Source organism: Streptococcus suis, assembly GCF_019794555.1.
GTDB lineage: Bacteria > Bacillota > Bacilli > Lactobacillales > Streptococcaceae > Streptococcus > Streptococcus suis_AB.
This window is the reverse complement of record NZ_JAIMEP010000015.1, coordinates 13,521-30,384: the sequence shown is the minus strand read 5'-3', so window position 1 is coordinate 30,384 and position 16,864 is coordinate 13,521. Positions and strand designations below refer to the sequence as shown.

Sequence of the window (16,864 nt, the reverse complement as noted above, 5' to 3'; positions counted from 1 at the left end):
TCCTTTGCTACACTTTTCTCAACCATTTAGATGGAAATAGTCGATTTTATAACATTTCTAGTAATTCTTGATAACTGTGAATTGTATAGGTCGGAATGGCCTTACTATTGTTTATCAGGTTAGAAGGATTATACCAAACAGTATCCATACCAGCATTATTCCCACCTTGGATATCTGCAGTTAAGCTGTCTCCAATCATCAATGCTTGTTCAAATTGAAAACCTGCAATCTGCTCTGCTATTTTTTCATAAAAATCCGCCGAAGGCTTTTGCGTCCCCATCTGTTCTGAAATAAATACTTCTTTAAAATAAGGTTGGATGGGCGAGTGAAGCAAGCGATTTTCCTGAATATAGGTCACACCGTTGGTCGCCGCATAAATCTGATACCCACGCTCGGTCAGCTCTTGCAATAGCTTATCCGCTCCTGCAAAAATTTGTCCCTGCCGTCCTATAAACTCTTGGTATCGCAAAGCCATCTCCGTCCCATCAACCTGACGACCAAAGTGAGCAAAGGTCCGTGAAAAACGAGTGTTGATCAACTCTTTCTTTGTGATCAAGCCTTTTTCTAAATCCTTCCACATGCCCCGATTGAGCGGACGATAGACTTCTTTAAAAGCTTGAATATCCTCAACCTCCATCGAAGTCAAAAACTGTGTCAGAGCCACCTCCTCCCCCCGACTAAAATCAAGAAGAGTATGGTCAAGATCGAATAATAAATGTTTGTAGTGCAATTGTGAACTCCTTTTACTTATTGAGCATATTATATCACAGAATTGTAACATTTTTAGGAAATAAAAAATTCTATATAGATTCAGTTCAACTGGTTTGACTCAAGTTTATCAGTTTAAAAATAAAAAGCTCTATAAATGCTGAAAAATCAACGTTTTAGAGCTTTTCTTAACTAATAAATTGTGTTGTGTATGAAGTTTTTTCCTAACTTTTTAATATCTTCATATCTGCTGTTCAACAGTTCCATATTATACCTAAAAATTTAGCAACTTTACACAGTAAATCACTCGTCCATGTTCGCAAGTAACACAAAAAGAGGATTCAACTCCCCATTTTAATCTCACTGCCCCATAATATATTTTTTTCAATAATTTAGACAGACATTGCTTGCATCCCATCCACCAATATCTTGGTCGCTTTGTAGGGGTCTTCAGCATGGGAAATGACTGAGATAACAGCTATGCCATCTGCACCTGCTTGGAGAACTTCCTTGCAATCTTTAGCAGATAACCCTCCTATCGCAACCATGGGAATATCGGAATTGAGTTTCCTTAGTTGCTTTAATCCATCCATTCCAATGGCTGGGCTAGCATCATCTTTAGATAGAGTAGGAAAAACAGGTCCACTTCCGATATAATCTACTAGTTCAATAGGCGAATTGAGGTATTCTTCTTTTGTTCCAACTGATAGTCCAATTATTTTCCCTGGGAAGAGCTGTCTCGCTGCTACTACTGACAAATCTGCCTGACCAAGGTGTATTCCATCAGCATCAATGGCACGTGCTAACTCAACGTCATCATTAATGATTAATGGAACCTGATAGCGGTGACACAGGTATTGAACTTGTTTTGCCAACAGTAGTTTATCAGCCCCTGTTAAACCTTGCTCACCTTTTTCACGAAATTGAAAACAAGTGATTCCTGCCTGCAATGCCTTTTCCAGTACATCCAAAAATTTGCCTTTTGGACAATCTGTCGTGCCACAAATAAAGTAAACTTGAAGGATTTTTCTATTCATACTGAATGACCTTTTTATTTTCTTCAACCTCTTCGGATTGGATTGCATAGAGGCTATTTATAAACTCAATCTGGAAGGTTCCTGGTAGTGAGGTTTTCTGCTCTGCCATTTCTCCAGCGATCGAATAAGCCGATAGGACCTCTTCCAAACAATCCAATAATGAATCCTCATCAGCCAGGTGAATAGAGGCAGCCAGAACTGCTCCCAGTAGGCATCCTGTCCCTGTCACTAGTGGCATTAACTCACTACCATTTTCTAAAATCCGAACCTGATGATTCACAGCGACAGCATCTTTTTTTCCTGTAATCACAACAGGAATTCCTAATTGTTGGTTGGCTCTGAGAGCTAGTTCAGCAACATTGTCAATCTGAGCAGAATCTACCCCTTTCGTTTCAATACTTTCACCAATCAAGGCTGCAATTTCTCCTGCATTCCCACGAACGAGTGAAATAGTATGATGATGTAACAGATCCAAGGAAACTTTCTTGCGATAGGCACCAGCACCTGCCGCGACAGGATCTAAGACAGTAGGTACACCATATTTCTCAGCAATATCCAAGGCAGATTTGTATAGTTCCCAAGTTTCATTGGTCAAGGTCCCTGTATTAATCAATAAGCCTTTTGCATAGGGAAGTAGATCCTCCAAATCTTCTGGATACTCGCTCATCGCAGGGGAGGCACCGAGAGCAAGTAAGCCATTGGCTGTAAAATTTTTGACTACATCATTCGTAATACAAATGGTCAAGGGATTTTGACTACGTAATTTTTCCAAATACATCTAGTTACTCTCCTCTGTAGGTGGTATGATTGACAGGACCATTTCCATGACCCAGTTCTGGAGCAGTCTGAATTGCTTCTGTAATAAATCGTTTGGCGGTTTCGACTGCTTGTGCTACTGTCCGACCTTTCGCTAACTCTGCAGTAATGACTGCCGCGTAGGTACAACCTGTACCATGGGTATGGTTCGTAGAAATACGTGCTGCACTGATGACACTAATCTCACCATCTTCTAAAAATAAGTAGTCAGATGCCACCTTTGCCAGATGTCCACCCTTAATGACCACATTTTTTACCCCAAGTTCTTTCCGAATCCAACGGCCCGCATTCATGATGTCATTTTCACTTTTCAGTGTTCTACCGACTAGAACTTCTGCTTCCGGTAGATTCGGTGTAATGATGGTAGCAAGGGGCAGTAATTTTGTTTTCAGCGCTTGGATTGCATCCTCTTCAATCAAACGGTCTCCACTCGTTGCGACCATAACAGGATCCAAGATATATGGACACTTCTGTTTTGCAAGATAGCTTGCGACGAGCTCTATGGTCTCGACTTGGGCTAACATTCCAGTTTTTATTGCATCTGGAACAATGTCCTGAGAGACACTTTTCAATTGTTCTTCTAAAATTTCCTGATCAAGATGACGAATTAGTTGCACCCCTTTGGTATTTTGAGCAACGACACTCGTTACGACTGCCATACCATAAACTGATCTAGCCTGAAAGCTCTTCAAATCAGCCATAATACCTGCTCCGCCTGTCGGATCTGTTCCTGCTATTGATAATGCTACATGTAAAGATGTCATTTTCTATCCTCCAAAATTGGTATTAATTCACTTAATTGCTTGATGCTAACTATACCTGTATTCTCATCAGAAAAAGGGGAATTTGGATGTTCTATATAAACTCCCGCTATTCCTAACTCGTGTCCAATACGAAGATTGTTCATATTATCCTCAACCATTACAATATTGGCTGGATCTATCCGTTCCTGATGTAGGATGAATTGGTAAAACTCCCTATTTTTATCGCTTCCAAACAGATCCAAACTGCTAAATAGTTTCACAAAATAGTTAGATAGATGATGGGATGACAATCCTAGTTCAGCCAGCTCCAGATAGTTTGAAGTGACTGCGTACATGACTGCACCTTTTGCCTTCAATGTATATAAAAGTTCATGCACACCATCCATCAAGGAAATATCTCTATATAGTGATTGCAGTTGATTCAGTTTTTGCCTTTCAAGTTCATTCTCATCTAAGGAATTCTCCACAAGTTGCAATAAATACGCGTTAACATCTTCCATTGGAATCCGCCAAAGTTCTTCCCTTATCTGCTGGGTATACGCAACTCCGTGATGTTTCAAAATCCCTTGAACCACCAGGTCCCAGACCTCATAGGAATCAAAAATAACGCCATCAAGGTCAAACCAAATGACCATTTTGTTCATCTATATCTCCTTTCTCTTTTTCTCGTTGAAAATGTAAATTGAAAGGGCTAAGGGTATTTGTGAAAATACTATTAATTGTATTAGCTTTATCATCAGTTTCGCCTTGCCGAACTCTACGAAAGTGACTTGTTGCGCATGTCATATTTCCAACGTACTATAGCCTCTAGGCTGGTCAAGCTACCTGCACTCAGTTCCTTTTTCTGAAAGCTCTTCATTCGACTATAGAAAAAACTCCATCTGATGGTTTATCAAATGGAGTTACACCTACGATGATTGATGACCAGTAAATATAGTATTCTATACTAGAATACAAATATAGTACTCGTCAACAAAATTTGTTGATACACATTTCCCTTCGGCAGTCCTAACTGCATCAGGTTCGATGGGTATAATCTCAGCCTCTTGGCACCCCAAATGTTCTATTCAATTTTACAAAAATACTTTATCATATTTTCGAGCTTACTGCAATTATTTTTTAACTATATTTAATCTTCTTTACTTATCGGCGCTAAGCTTGCCAAGACTTTTTTGAGTCCCATATCCGGGAAATTGATTTTGAGTTCTTGATTGCTGCCTGAACCTGATACTTCAAGGACTGTTCCGCGACCCCATTTCTTATGTACTGCGATGTCACCAACTGACCAGTTGGTGCCTGAGCTTGACGATTGGTTGCTTGATGCGAAGGGCATAGTGCCTCCGAGCTTGGCTGATGGTTGTACGGATGCTTTTCGACTTTGTAGGGCTTGTTGCAAGCTCATGCCTTGTCCAAACTGTGTCGCTCTGCCATTGACATAAGAAGCCTTAAAGCTAGTATTGGCTGGACGAGCGAGGCCTTGGTAGTCAAGGAGATCACTGGAAATTTCACGTATAAAGCGGCTAGGTTGGTTGTAATTACTGCGACCAAAAAGGAGGCGTGAATTAGCATTTGTCAAGTAGAGAATCTGTTCTGCCCGTGTGATACCTACGTAAGCCAAACGACGTTCTTCTTCCAATTCATCCTCTTCTTCTGCTGCACGACTAAGTGGGAAGACATTTTCCTCCATACCAATCAGGAATACGACTGGAAATTCCAGACCTTTGGCTGCATGGAGGGTCATAAGAGTCACTTCTGAAGATTCTGTATCGCCATCATCTGTGTCAGCAATCAGTGCCAAATCAAGCAGGAAGCGTGTCAAGCGATCCAGACCTGTCTCTTCTTCCTCAGCATCCTTTTCGTCAAAGTTTTTGGTAACAGAAAGGAATTCCTGGATGTTTTCAATTCGAGCATTTGCTTCCAACGTGTTTTGTGCTGCAAGGGCATCGACATAGCCTGTTTGATTCAATACTGTCTCGACTACTTGGGTAACCGTCAAGTTGTCTAATTGATTACGAAGATTATAGAGGAGATTGGCTAGGTCAAAGACTGCCTGCGCTGCCTTGCCCTTGACTGGTGACAACATAATATCCTGAGAAGCTTCTAGCAAGGACATGCTATGGCTGGTCGCAAAATCACGGAGTTTGTCAACCGTACCAGGTCCAACGCCACGTTTTGGCTCATTGACAATGCGTTCATAGGAAATATTATCCGATGGATTTGCGATGATATTCAAATAAGAAATCACATCTCGGATTTCCTTACGGCTGTAGAACTTGGTGCCACCAACCATGGTATAAGGGATATTAGATTTGAGCAGGGCTTCTTCAATGGTACGGGATTGGGCATTGGTACGGTAGAGAACTGCAAAATCCTTATAAGCCTTGCCTTCTCGGTGCAACTGGTCAATCTGCCCTGCGACAAAAATCGCCTCGTCATTCTCATCTCTGGCACGATAGTAAGTAATCAAATCCCCTTGGGCATTCTGTGTCCAGAGTTTTTTCGGACGGCGATTGCGGTTGTTTTCGATGACCTCATTGGCAGCCTGCAAGACGTTCTTGGTCGAACGATAGTTTTCCTCCAAAAGCACAACCTTGCTCTCTGGATAGTCCTTTTCAAAGTCCAGGATATTTTGCATATCCGCACCTCGCCAACCATAGATAGACTGGTCCGCATCTCCGACCACGCAGATATTCTTAAAACGTGATGCCAGGAGCTTGACCAATTGGTACTGGGCATGGTTGGTATCCTGATACTCATCGACATGGATGTACTGGAATTTCTGCTGGTAATAGGTCAGTACCTCTGGATTTTGGTCAAAAAGGCGGAGCGTCAACATGATCAAATCATCAAAGTCAACGGCCTCTGACTGTCTTAGTTCCTTTTGGTAAGCCGTGTAGCATTTAGCAACAATCTGCGTGTATAGGTCGCCTGCCTGGGCTTCAAACGCCTTGTCATCAATCAAATCATTTTTGGCATTGGAAATGGTTCCTAAAATAGAACGCTCACTCCACTTTTTCGGATCTAAATTAAGATTTTTCAAAATCCGTTTCATAAGGGTGCGTTGTTCACCTGGGTCGACAATCGTAAAATTGCGATTATAGCCTATATGGTCAGCATCACGACGCAAAATCCGCACACACATGGAGTGGAAGGTAGCTATCAAACAATCTTGCGTAGCAGGATTGAGGGCGTAGGCCCGCTCCTTCATCTCACGCGCCGCTTTATTCGTAAAGGTAATAGCTAAGATATTCCAAGGATTGACCATTTTTTCATCAATCAAATAAGCGATACGGTGGGTCAGAACTCGCGTCTTACCCGAACCAGCCCCTGCCATAATCAAAAGCGGTCCTTCAGTCGTCTGCACCGCTTCTGCCTGTCTGTCATTCATTCCGTTTAATAATGGGTTCATTTTCTCATACTTTCCTAGAACATGTATTTACAAGTAATTCACTTTCAAATAGGAGATCGTTTATAGCTAATCAAGGTAATTTTTTTAGGAAATACTGACTGTATTTTGAAAAAAGCTAACGATAAATAGCTGGAAAACTAGGCTTAGATGAAAGTGCTACACTGTGAATGCAGGTTCTTAATAATCATTCTCTCCATTATACCAAAAAAACTCTTGATAGGCAGGTGCAAAATGATGGAGAACAGCCAAAAAAGCCCAGAGAACATCTCTGAGCCATATTTATCAACATTAATTGATTATTTAGCACCCAAGGCAGCTACTGTGATGTAGTTGTAAGGTTTGTTGAAGTGTGGCAAGAAGAACAAGTCTGTCAATGCCAATTTTTCGATTGTTACACCTTCTTGGATTGCCAATGAGAAGAGGTGGATACCCAATGAAATATCTTCACGAGCAGCCATTTGTGCACCAAGAACACGACGTGAATCTTTATCGTAAACAATTTTAAGAGTTACAGGGAAGTTACCATGTTCCATGAATTCTGGTTTTTGGTTGTCTGTAACTTCTGTAACTGCTGCGTTAAAGCCAAGACGAGTAGCTTTTTCAAGTGTCAAACCAGTTGATACAAGGTTTAATCCGTAGATAGAGATACCGTTAGAACCTTGTACACCGATACCTTCAAGGTCAGTGCCACAGATGTTGTGAGCTGCTACGATACCAGTACGGACCGCGTTTGAAGCCAATGCGATGTAGCTTGTATCGCCAGTAGCGTTATCGTAGATTGTTGCACAGTCACCAATAGCATAAACACCTGGGATTGAAGTTTCTTGGCGTTTGTTTACAAGGAAGGCACCATTGCGGAAACGCTCAATTCCTTCACCAGCAAATGCAGTGTTTGGACGGAAACCAACAGCCAAGATAACCATGTCAACATCGTATTCGTTCTTGTCAGTGATAATTTTTTCAACTTTACCATTACCAGCAACTTCTTTAACAGTTTCGCCAAAGGCAAGTTGAATACCATTGTCTTCCATGTTTTTAGCCATAAGGTCTGACAAGTCGCGGTCATAGTAACCAGCTAAACATGTATCAACAACATCGATAAGGACTACTTCTTTACCTTTACGTTGGAATGCTTCCGCAAGTTCAACACCGATGTAACCAGCACCAACAACTGCTACGCGGTTGATGTCTTTGTTTTTCAATTTTTCGATAACATCAGCTGAGTTTTGGTACAATTTAACAAATTGCAAGTTTTCAAGAGTTGCTTCAAATTCAAGAGAACCTTCTTTAATTTCAGCGCCTTTGATTGGTGGCAAGATAGGTTGTGAACCTGTTGCGAAAAGAAGTTTGTCAAATGATTCAACATGTTCTTGACCATTTACAAGCGCAGTAACAGTTTTAGCATCATAGTCAATGTTTGTAACAGGTGACTCCATGTAAACTGTTGCGCCCAAGCTTTCTAACTCTTCTTTGTTTGAGTAGAAAAGTCCTTCAGGACCAGCAATTTGCTCACCAATCCATAGAGCCATTCCACAACCCAAGAATGAAATGTTTGAGTTTTGGTCAAATACAACGATTTCATTTTCTTGACCATAATTTGTTAACATAGTTTTGATTGCGGCAGTACCAGCATGGTTAGCGCCGACAACAACGATTTTAGACATAGTAAAATCTCACTTTCGAAAATATATTTTTTTACAAATTATATTATACAATATGAATGTTACCGATTTCAAAAAATATGCTCAGAATATCACATTTTTTAAATTTAATTGATTTTTGCAAAAATATGTATCGATTGATACGCAAAAAACCTAGATTCCTCTAGGTCTTAGCTTAACGTACTTGTTCAAAACGCAAATGCACAATAATCTTATCAGCATAACCATTACGTTCCAAATCACGTTGCAAGCGATAAGAAATATAATGTTCTGCAATTGAGATATAACCCGCATCAAGCAAACGATGTTCAACTTGAGATTGAACCATACTAATGGTAGGTCGCTCTGTATGAGCTTCTTCCAAGTCAAGCACAACTTTCTTGGTTACCTGAGCAAGATTCTTCCGCCAAGTGTCATCAATAACATAAACTGTTTGGGCTGCCTTGAGAATAGCTTGATAAATTTTTTCTGGATCAAATTCAACAATTTCTCCGCTACGTTTAATGACTTGCATAAAAGCTCCTTTCTGGTTTTCAGTAAACCCTTTCATACTTCTATTATCTAGGTTTTTCACGGTTTTGTCAAGTTTCTTTTTTCATTCTGTGATATAATGTCAATATTACAATATAAAGGAGAATACCATGTCTAATGCAATGCCAAAGCGTCATGAAATTGACGTTCAACTTACTTGGAATACCAATCTGATTTTTCCAGATAATCTGGCCTATAAAGATGCCTTGGCAACCTATAAAAAACAAGTTGAGAATTTTGAAGTAAGTTACAAAGGAAAATTAACAACACTTGAGACCATTGTGGCAGCTCTAAAAGAATACGAAGGCTTAGCTATTTTAGAGAGTAAATTATCACACTACGCTTTCCTACCGCTTGAAGTTGATAAAATGAACACCGAATTAGCCAGTTTGTCAAATGACTTTGACTTGACAATTGCCTACACAATTCCAAAATTGTCTTTCTTACAGACAGAACTGAGTTTATTAGATCAAGATGTATTGGAAAGTGTGATTGCTGACCAACCTCAGTGGAAATCATACATCCAAAATATTATTCGTCAAAAACCATACCAGCTTCATCCTTTACAAGAAGAGCTTCTTGCAAACTTTGCACCAACATTTGGTCAGCCTTATAACAATTACGGTGTGACCAAGTTTGAAGATATGACCTTTGATAGTTTTGAAGCCAATGGTGAAACACTTGGAAACAGCTATGTGCTCTTTGAAAATGATTATGAACTCAGCCATGATACTGAAATCCGACGCAATTCAGCTGCTGGCTTCTATTCAACCTTGAAGAAATACAAAAATACAACTGCTGCGACTTATTTGTCTCATATCAAAAACGAACAAATCGAAGCTCGCTTACGTGGTTTTGACAATACGATCGACTTCCTCTTGCACAGTCAAAATGTCTCCCGCGACCTCTTCGACCGTCAGATTGATGTCATCATGAAAGAATTGGCCCCTCACATGCGTCGCTATGTGAAATTGGTTGCTAAGGCTCATGGTTTGGATAAAATCACACACGCTGACTTGAAAATCAGTCTGCCTTCTGAATATAACCAACGCATTACTCCTGAAGAATCCAAACAATTCTTGATTGACTGCTTGGGTATTCTTGGTGAAGATTATGTGAAAATGATTGAACAATCATTTGATGAGCGTTGGATTGACTTTGCTCAAAACGAAGGCAAGGCAACAGGAGGCTTCTGTGCAACCTTATATGATGGACCATCTTACATCTTACTTTCATGGACAGGTTTGATGAATGAGGTCTTGGTATTGGCTCACGAATTAGGACATGCTGGTCATTTCCAATTGGCTAAGAAACAAAGTGTGCTAAGCTATGAACCATCACTATACTTCATCGAAGCGCCATCTACTGCAAATGAGGTCTTGACATGTAATACCCTTTTGAAAAACAATCAAGATCCTGGTTTCCAAGCCTATTTGATTAGTGAATTGATTAGTCGTACCTACTTCCACAACATGGTGACTCACTTGCTTGAAGCTGCCTTCCAACGCGAAGTCTACACTCGCCTTGATAATGATGAATATCTAAATGGGGACATTCTCTGTCAAATCAAGCTAGACATCATCAAGGAATTCTGGGGTGAAGACTTTGAAATCGGTGACGATGCAGGTCTTATCTGGATGCGTCAACCGCACTACTACATTGGTTTGTATCCATATACCTACTCAGCTGGTTTGACCATTGGTACAGCCATGGCAAAACAATTGGAAGAACATCCTGAAGAAGTTGTTGAAAAATGGTTGGAAACCTTGTCACTCGGTGCAAGTCTTTCTGCCCAAGACCTTGCGCAACACGCTGGTGTTGACGTTTCAACAGATCAACCTCTCAAAGAAACCATCGCCTATGTTGGTTCATTGGTTGACAAATTAGAATCCTTAATCTAATAACTTTTAAAGGCTTGAACATTTGTTCAGGTCTTTTCATTTGTTTTTTCCTGATACCAATTTTTGATATAGGTCAATTCATCCTGACTTAAAAAATGTCCCTTGTCAAAACGAGCTAGGTTGGCTCTGGGAAAAGCTGACGCTTGCCAATCATCTACAAGATTTTCAAGAGCGACTTGGTCGACGATTTGGTCATTCTGCCCCATTGTAAATAAAATCTCGGCTCTGCTATTTTCCATAGGAAAAGCATAATCTAAGGCCGAAGGGTGGAGCAAGATATAATTGTCCGCCAGGTTTGACTGTTTGGTCAACAAGCCCATGATGAAGTTGGCACCGTTTGAAAAGCCAACGAAGGTAATCTGCTGGTAGGGCTGAATGTCTAAGTCCTGCCAAAAATCCAGAAAAGCCGACAAGCGCATTTCAACATCGACAAGATCCAGTTGACCATCGATCAGCGGGGCAAAGAAACGCCTTTCCCTGCCTTGACCCCAACTTCCATCCAAGGAAAGGACAAAAGCTTCTGGATCTAGCTGTTGGCGGAGAAAGAGCATTGATTCCTTGTTGACGCCCGTACCATGGAAAAAGACCAATAGACGGGGACTGGTCCCTTTGATAAAGCGATATTCCATACAAATTTTCTCCTAATAACGTTGGGAGAGAGTTTTTTCAATTTCCTGTCTGTCTTCTTCAAAGAAACTTGGCAAGAATAACTCGACTTCATCTAATTTGGATGATTGATTTGGCATTGGAGCTTTCCGTTCTCCTGTCATCGTTGCAACCTCAAACATGAGATAATTGGGCGCTCGGAAGTACAAGGAATGAATGAAATCTCGATTGATAATACCAGAATGTGGACGATTTTGAAGGTTCAAATGGTCAACCATTTCTTCTAAATCAGATTCATCTAGCACGCCGAAAGCTACATGATGTATGCCACCAACACCGATTACACTGATTTTTGATTCCTTATCGACAATTACCTGCACTCGGTGTTGAAACTCGTTATCAAATACCAGTGAAATCACTTCTTGTCCTTGGTATTTATATCGATATTCTTCCACAAAACCAAAACGGTCCTCAAGTAATTCAATTAGAGCTTTTTCTTCACGAACCCGCATTTGTATGCCAGCTATGCCTACAATTGCTGCAGCCGCAGGAATGTCCTTGGTCTCAACCGGTAGCATCTCTCCTATGGATTCATGGTAGGTCAAACCAAGCAACTGGCCATCCTCATCTTGAAAATTCAAGATATGCCCGTTTCCAAAGGCCTGAATTCCTTCGTTTTCCACTTCAAACTCTGTCAATCTTTTCTGCCAAAATTCCAAGGCAGCAAAATCTTTAACTAGAAAAATGGTTCTTTCCAATCGATTTGCTCCCTCCCGTTGTCGAGCTAGTGTCGGCATATCAAAAATGGTGAATTCCGTTCCAAATCGACCTTCTGCATCTCCAAAAAACAAATGATACATAGAAGAATCGTCCTGATTCACCGTCTTTAAGGTTAATTTCAAACCTAGAATATGATGATAAAAATGATAGGCTTGATGAATATTTCCAACCAAGCTTGAAATGTGATGAATACCTGTATTGTTCATAAGAATACCTCTTTGATTATGATACAAGTATTTTATCACTAGTTATTGATATTTTAAACTATTTTGCTCACAATTGACAGCCAAGTAATAAAAAACTTCCCTAATCATTGCTGATTAGAGAAGGATACTTCTTAAAAAATGAGACTATATAGGACAGCCGCAAGCAAGCCTCCGATGATTGGACCAACTACTGGTACCCAAGCATAACCCCAATCCGAATCTCCCTTGTGCTTCAATGGAAGAATGGCATGCATGATACGAGGACCAAGGTCACGCGCAGGGTTTAGGGCATATCCTGTCGGACCACCAAGTGAAACTCCGAGTGAAACAATCAAACCGCCGACGATTAAAGTGCCAAGCCCTGTTGGAAAATCATACTGTCCAAAAGCCAATAATCCCAAGACCAAAACAAAGGTTCCGATTGCTTCGCTAATGGTATTGGAAACAAGGTTGCGGATGGCAGGACCAGTAGAGAAAGTTGCCAATACAGCACTTCTGTCCTCAGTAGCGTCGTAGTGATCCTTGTACATGAGGTAGACCAAGATACTTCCGATAAAGGCTCCGATAAATTGAACAAGGATGTAAGGAACTACAGAAGCCCATGGGAGATTTCCTGCAAAGGCCATGGCAATTGATACAGCTGGATTGAGGTGGGCAGGTCCCAATAAACCACTCACAAAAGCTGCCATGGCTACTGCTAGACCCCAACCAATTGTGATGACAATCCAACCAGCATCCTTGGCCTTACTCTTATCTAGTACTACTCCTGCTACCACACCATTACCTAGTAAGACAAGTAAGGCGGTTCCCAACACTTCACTGATTAATTCATTTGTCATCATGCACCTCTTTCTATTTTTCTTTCAAATAAGTCAAATCATTCTTAACAAGCGTATCTGCCAACAATTGTTCCTGTTGAGCAACTTCTTCTTCTGACCATCCATAGTAAGCCGCCATTTCTTTCAAAACGTCTGGTGCTACTGCATCCAACTGCTCACGCATAAAGAGCATGTAGTTGGTACGACGGAGAAGATAGTCAACTGCGGTCAAGGTCATCTCTTCCTTCATAGCATAGTGAAGGGAAAGCAAGTCACGCTTGTTCAAGCCAGAAACAGCTTCAACTTTATGGTTCAAAGCAAAAACTTTTGGCGCATTTGAGCCGTACAAGTTTGCCAAGTAAAGCGCATCATTATAGACAAGACCTTTCTTCACACCTAGTTGAGCCAGATGTTCGATTTCTTCTGCAACATTAGCCGGGTTCAATTCACCACCAGAGACTGGATAGGTCTTAGAATTGATGAGTTTGAAACTACGACCATGTTCTTCTTTGAGGATGTCTGCAACCTTTTCCATTGCTCCTTCAGCCATCTTACGGTAGTCCGTAATTTTACCACCTGCAAGAGTCAGCAAACCATTGTCATCGCGATCAAGGGCAGAACCGCGTGATACAGCAGATGGGTCCAAATGTTTCTCAGAAACGCTACCTTCCAAATGTGTCAAATCTTGCTCCACATCGTCACGTGTCTTTTCGTTGTTCAAATAGCCTTTAACCGTTTCAATCAAGTTATTAAAGCTGTCATCACTGAGTTTACCATTATTTCCTCCGTTGTAGTCAGAAGCTCCATTTCCTGACAAGAGGGGACGAAGACCTGCCCAACCGCTCTCAATGTCATCCAAGGTCAAGTTTGCTTCTGGGAAGCGATTGTTGACAATATCAAGCAGGTAGTCAACATCTTCTTGGGTTACCATTGGATTCGCCAAATCGCCAGTGTAGTCTGTATCTGTCGTACCAAAATAGGTTTTATTTTCACGTGGAAGGACAAAGACCATTCGACCATCTGCGTGACCTGTATCAAAGTAAGTCGGCTGTGGTACAGACAAGCGAGAGCTATCGACAACTAGGTGCACACCCTTGGTCGGACGCATCTGGAGAACGCCTGAACCTTCGCCACCCAGATTACGCACTTCATCACTCCATGGTCCTGTTGTATTGATGACCAAACGCGCACGGATTTCAAAGGTTCTATCTGTCAGCAAATCACGAGTAACAATGCCGATAACTTTACCTGACTCATCCTTGATAAATTTCTCAGCTTTGACACGGCTGGCAATCAAAGCTCCATCTTTGGCTGCACGTTTGATGTTCTCAATGACCAAGCGGGCATCATTGTTACGGAAGTCGAGGTAGACACCGCCTCCAATCAATCCTTCTTGCTTCAAGTTTGGTTCACGTCCAAGGACTTCCTCCTTGGTCAAGACCTTATTGGCCATATCGGTATTATTGACGCCAGCCAAGAGATCATAGAGGTCCATAGCCACTTTCAAACGGAAAAGACTGAAGGTTGAACCTGGCTCGTCGTAGACTGGCAAGAGCATCGGGTCTGGTTTTGGAATGTGAGGGGCAATATTTTGTACTACAGCACGTTCAGATACGGTATCGGATACCACTTCCACGTCAAATTGTTTCAAATAACGTAATCCACCATGCACCAATTTTGTTGAGCGACTGGAAGTTCCTTCTGCAAAGTCTTGCATTTCAATTAAGGCTGTTTCCATGCCACTTGCTGCTGCCTGTAAAGCCACACCAGCACCCGTAATACCACCACCGATAATGAGGAGATCTAGTTGACGTTCCTGCATTCGTTCAATGGCTAAGCGTCTTGTTTCTTTTGAAAATTCCATACGATTCACTTCCTAACTTTCGAATAGGACTGTCTAGCAAGCGGTAATCCTACTTTCCCCTCGCTAACTAGTCTTTTATTGCTCTTCATCCACTTCTGCAAATAGTTGAGTTGCTGCGACAGCTTTTTTCCATCCCTTGTAAAGTTGTTCTTTACGAGCTTCGTTCATGGTTGGTTGGAAGGATTGGCCGACAGCGTTGAGTTCTTTCAATTCATCCAAATCTTTCCAGAAACCAACTGCTAAACCAGCCAAGAATGCTGCTCCAAGAGCTGTAGTTTCAAGGTTTTGAGCGCGTGCGATTTCGATACCCAAGATATCTGCTTGGAATTGCATGAGGAGGCTATTCATAGCTGCACCACCGTCAACCTTCAAGACAGAAATATCAATATCTGTGTCTATTTGCATGGTATCAATGACATCACGAACCTGGTAAGCAATGGATTGAAGCGTTGCTTTGACGAAGTCTTCTTTTGTTGTACCACGTGTCAATCCAAAGACTGATCCACGCGCATCTGAGTTCCAATACGGAGCTCCAAGTCCTGTAAAGGCTGGAACAACATAGACTTCATCATTGCTGGTAGACTTCCGAGCAAGCTCTTCTGACTCAGGTGATGTAGTCACCATTCGCATGCTGTCACGGAGCCATTGAACCGCCGAACCAGCGATAAAGATAGAGCCTTCCAAAGCATAGTATACTTTACCATTGATACCATAGCCAATTGTTGTGAGAAGGTTGTTCTGTGACAACTGCATCTCTTCACCTGTATTCATCACAATGAAGGAACCAGTTCCGTAAGTATTTTTCACCATACCTGGCTCAAATGCCAATTGTCCAAATAGGGCAGCCTGTTGGTCACCTGCCATGCCAGAGATTGGCACCTCTGCGCCATAGAAATGGAATGGAGCTGTTGTTCCGTAAACTTCAGAGTTTGAACGAACTTCCGGCAACATGGCTTTTGGAATGTTGAGAAGAGATAAAATTTCGTCATCCCATTTCAACTCTTCAATATTGTAGAGCATGGTACGAGCTGCGTTTGAATAATCTGTCACATGCTGTTTCCCATCTGTTAACTTCCACACTAACCAAGTATCAATGGTTCCAAAAAGAATCTCACCTTTTTCAGCACGTTCCTGCGCTCCAGGGACTTGGTCCAAAATCCAGCGAACTTTGGTTGCTGAGAAGTAAGCATCCACTACAAGGCCTGTTTTTTTATGAATCATATCTGCGTGACCATCCGCCTTCTGCTGGTCAGCAATGTGAGCAGTTTGACGAGATTGCCAGACAATCGCATTGTAAATCGGAAGGCCTGTTTCCTTATCCCAAACAACTGTTGTTTCACGTTGGTTGGTAATACCAATTCCTTCGATTTGATCAGGACGAACACCGCTTTCGATAAAGGACCCTGCAATCACAGACTGAACAGAATTCCAAATTTCATTGGCATTATGTTCAACCCAACCTGGTTTCGGGAAAATTTGCGTAAACTCTTTTTGGTAACTGCCAACTTTTTCACCTTTTTTATTGAAGATAATGGCACGTGAACTAGTAGTTCCCTGGTCAATGGCCATGATGTATTTTTCTGTAGACATAGGTCTTCCTCCTGTTTATTTACTTTTGTTGAAAACGCTTCCGTTTTCTTGGTAACTCTATTCTAACTCATTAACGGCAATGTAACCTATCAATTTTTTTAAAAAAATAAAAAAATTTGATATAAGTGAGCTAGAGAGTCCAGCAAATCAACATATATCAAATTTTTTCAAGC

14 protein-coding genes and 1 riboswitch are annotated in these 16,864 nt (G+C 41.3%); of the genes, 1 reads left to right on the top strand and 13 read right to left on the bottom strand.

Going from position 1 to position 16,864, the window contains the following annotated elements; genetic code table 11:
• Nucleotides 1-46: 46 nt before the first annotated feature.
• From pynA to K6V48_RS07280, 8 genes are all read right to left on the bottom strand, one after another.
• Nucleotides 47-730, bottom strand: coding sequence for a pyrimidine 5'-nucleotidase PynA (pynA, locus tag K6V48_RS07315; RefSeq protein ID WP_222368802.1), 684 nt, complete (start codon nucleotides 728-730; stop codon nucleotides 47-49).
• A 370-nt stretch (nucleotides 731-1,100) separates the two neighbouring features.
• Nucleotides 1,101-1,745 carry a thiamine phosphate synthase gene (thiE, locus tag K6V48_RS07310; RefSeq protein ID WP_222368801.1) on the bottom strand — a complete coding sequence of 215 codons (645 nt, stop codon included), beginning with the start codon at nucleotides 1,743-1,745 and terminating at the stop codon, nucleotides 1,101-1,103.
• The gene (thiM, locus tag K6V48_RS07305; RefSeq protein WP_222368799.1) at nucleotides 1,738-2,523 is read right to left on the bottom strand and encodes a hydroxyethylthiazole kinase; all 786 of its coding nucleotides are present in this window, start codon (nucleotides 2,521-2,523) and stop codon (nucleotides 1,738-1,740) included. The genes thiE and thiM overlap by 8 nt, the downstream gene beginning before the upstream one ends.
• A gap of 4 nt (nucleotides 2,524-2,527) precedes the next feature.
• On the bottom strand, nucleotides 2,528-3,325 hold the full coding sequence (thiD, locus tag K6V48_RS07300; protein ID WP_222368795.1) for a bifunctional hydroxymethylpyrimidine kinase/phosphomethylpyrimidine kinase: 798 nt from the start codon (nucleotides 3,323-3,325) through the stop codon (nucleotides 2,528-2,530).
• Nucleotides 3,322-3,969 carry an HAD family hydrolase gene (locus tag K6V48_RS07295; RefSeq protein ID WP_222368792.1) on the bottom strand — a complete coding sequence of 216 codons (648 nt, stop codon included), beginning with the start codon at nucleotides 3,967-3,969 and terminating at the stop codon, nucleotides 3,322-3,324. Before K6V48_RS07295 ends, thiD begins: the two co-directional genes overlap by 4 nt.
• A gap of 333 nt (nucleotides 3,970-4,302) precedes the next feature.
• Nucleotides 4,303-4,392: riboswitch (TPP riboswitch) on the bottom strand.
• A gap of 62 nt (nucleotides 4,393-4,454) precedes the next feature.
• On the bottom strand, nucleotides 4,455-6,734 hold the full coding sequence (gene pcrA / locus K6V48_RS07290; protein ID WP_222368789.1) for a DNA helicase PcrA: 2,280 nt from the start codon (nucleotides 6,732-6,734) through the stop codon (nucleotides 4,455-4,457).
• A 296-nt stretch (nucleotides 6,735-7,030) separates the two neighbouring features.
• Nucleotides 7,031-8,398: a H2O-forming NADH oxidase gene (gene nox / locus K6V48_RS07285; protein WP_172084191.1), complete on the bottom strand. Its 1,368-nt coding sequence runs from the start codon at nucleotides 8,396-8,398 to the stop codon at nucleotides 7,031-7,033.
• Between the two features lie 172 nt (nucleotides 8,399-8,570).
• Nucleotides 8,571-8,909 (bottom strand): ATP cone domain-containing protein, encoded by a 339-nt coding sequence (locus K6V48_RS07280; protein ID WP_024391680.1) that lies wholly within the window; start codon nucleotides 8,907-8,909, stop codon nucleotides 8,571-8,573.
• Between the two features lie 127 nt (nucleotides 8,910-9,036).
• Here K6V48_RS07280 and pepF point away from each other — a divergent pair, with 127 nt between their 5' ends.
• Nucleotides 9,037-10,827, top strand: coding sequence for an oligoendopeptidase F (gene pepF, locus K6V48_RS07275; RefSeq protein ID WP_222368787.1), 1,791 nt, complete (start codon nucleotides 9,037-9,039; stop codon nucleotides 10,825-10,827).
• A 26-nt stretch (nucleotides 10,828-10,853) separates the two neighbouring features.
• On the opposite strand, the gene K6V48_RS07270 is transcribed toward pepF, so the two are convergent.
• From K6V48_RS07270 to glpK, 5 genes are all read right to left on the bottom strand, one after another.
• Nucleotides 10,854-11,456, bottom strand: a complete 603-nt coding sequence (locus tag K6V48_RS07270; protein ID WP_261311073.1) for an alpha/beta hydrolase — start codon at nucleotides 11,454-11,456, stop codon at nucleotides 10,854-10,856.
• Between the two features lie 12 nt (nucleotides 11,457-11,468).
• Nucleotides 11,469-12,419 carry a VOC family protein gene (locus K6V48_RS07265; protein ID WP_222368785.1) on the bottom strand — a complete coding sequence of 317 codons (951 nt, stop codon included), beginning with the start codon at nucleotides 12,417-12,419 and terminating at the stop codon, nucleotides 11,469-11,471.
• Between the two features lie 131 nt (nucleotides 12,420-12,550).
• Complete coding sequence (locus K6V48_RS07260; RefSeq protein WP_222368783.1) at nucleotides 12,551-13,258, bottom strand: MIP/aquaporin family protein; 708 nt, start codon at nucleotides 13,256-13,258, stop codon at nucleotides 12,551-12,553.
• Nucleotides 13,259-13,271: 13 nt separating this feature from the next.
• On the bottom strand, nucleotides 13,272-15,101 hold the full coding sequence (gene glpO / locus K6V48_RS07255; RefSeq protein ID WP_222368781.1) for a type 1 glycerol-3-phosphate oxidase: 1,830 nt from the start codon (nucleotides 15,099-15,101) through the stop codon (nucleotides 13,272-13,274).
• Nucleotides 15,102-15,176: 75 nt separating this feature from the next.
• A complete protein-coding gene (glpK, locus tag K6V48_RS07250) occupies nucleotides 15,177-16,691 on the bottom strand; it encodes a glycerol kinase GlpK (protein WP_222368779.1) in 1,515 nt (504 codons plus the stop codon).
• Nucleotides 16,692-16,864: the final 173 nt, after the last annotated feature.

Bases quoted from the DNA above. Each gene is read 5' to 3' on its own strand.
- K6V48_RS07260 (WP_222368783.1), bottom strand. From the start codon at position 13,258: ATGACAAATGAATTAATCAGTGAAGTGTTGGGAACCGCCTTACTTGTC.
- pcrA (WP_222368789.1), bottom strand. From the start codon at position 6,734: ATGAACCCATTATTAAACGGAATGAATGACAGACAGGCAGAAGCGGTG.
- K6V48_RS07295 (WP_222368792.1), bottom strand. From the start codon at position 3,969: ATGAACAAAATGGTCATTTGGTTTGACCTTGATGGCGTTATTTTTGAT.
- K6V48_RS07280 (WP_024391680.1), bottom strand. From the start codon at position 8,909: ATGCAAGTCATTAAACGTAGCGGAGAAATTGTTGAATTTGATCCAGAA.
- nox (WP_172084191.1), bottom strand. From the start codon at position 8,398: ATGTCTAAAATCGTTGTTGTCGGCGCTAACCATGCTGGTACTGCCGCA.
- thiD (WP_222368795.1), bottom strand. From the start codon at position 3,325: ATGACATCTTTACATGTAGCATTATCAATAGCAGGAACAGATCCGACA.
- glpK (WP_222368779.1), bottom strand. From the start codon at position 16,691: ATGTCTACAGAAAAATACATCATGGCCATTGACCAGGGAACTACTAGT.
- K6V48_RS07265 (WP_222368785.1), bottom strand. From the start codon at position 12,419: ATGAACAATACAGGTATTCATCACATTTCAAGCTTGGTTGGAAATATT.
- thiE (WP_222368801.1), bottom strand. From the start codon at position 1,745: ATGAATAGAAAAATCCTTCAAGTTTACTTTATTTGTGGCACGACAGAT.
- glpO (WP_222368781.1), bottom strand. From the start codon at position 15,101: ATGGAATTTTCAAAAGAAACAAGACGCTTAGCCATTGAACGAATGCAG.
- K6V48_RS07270 (WP_261311073.1), bottom strand. From the start codon at position 11,456: ATGGAATATCGCTTTATCAAAGGGACCAGTCCCCGTCTATTGGTCTTT.
- thiM (WP_222368799.1), bottom strand. From the start codon at position 2,523: ATGTATTTGGAAAAATTACGTAGTCAAAATCCCTTGACCATTTGTATT.
- pepF (WP_222368787.1), top strand. From the start codon at position 9,037: ATGTCTAATGCAATGCCAAAGCGTCATGAAATTGACGTTCAACTTACT.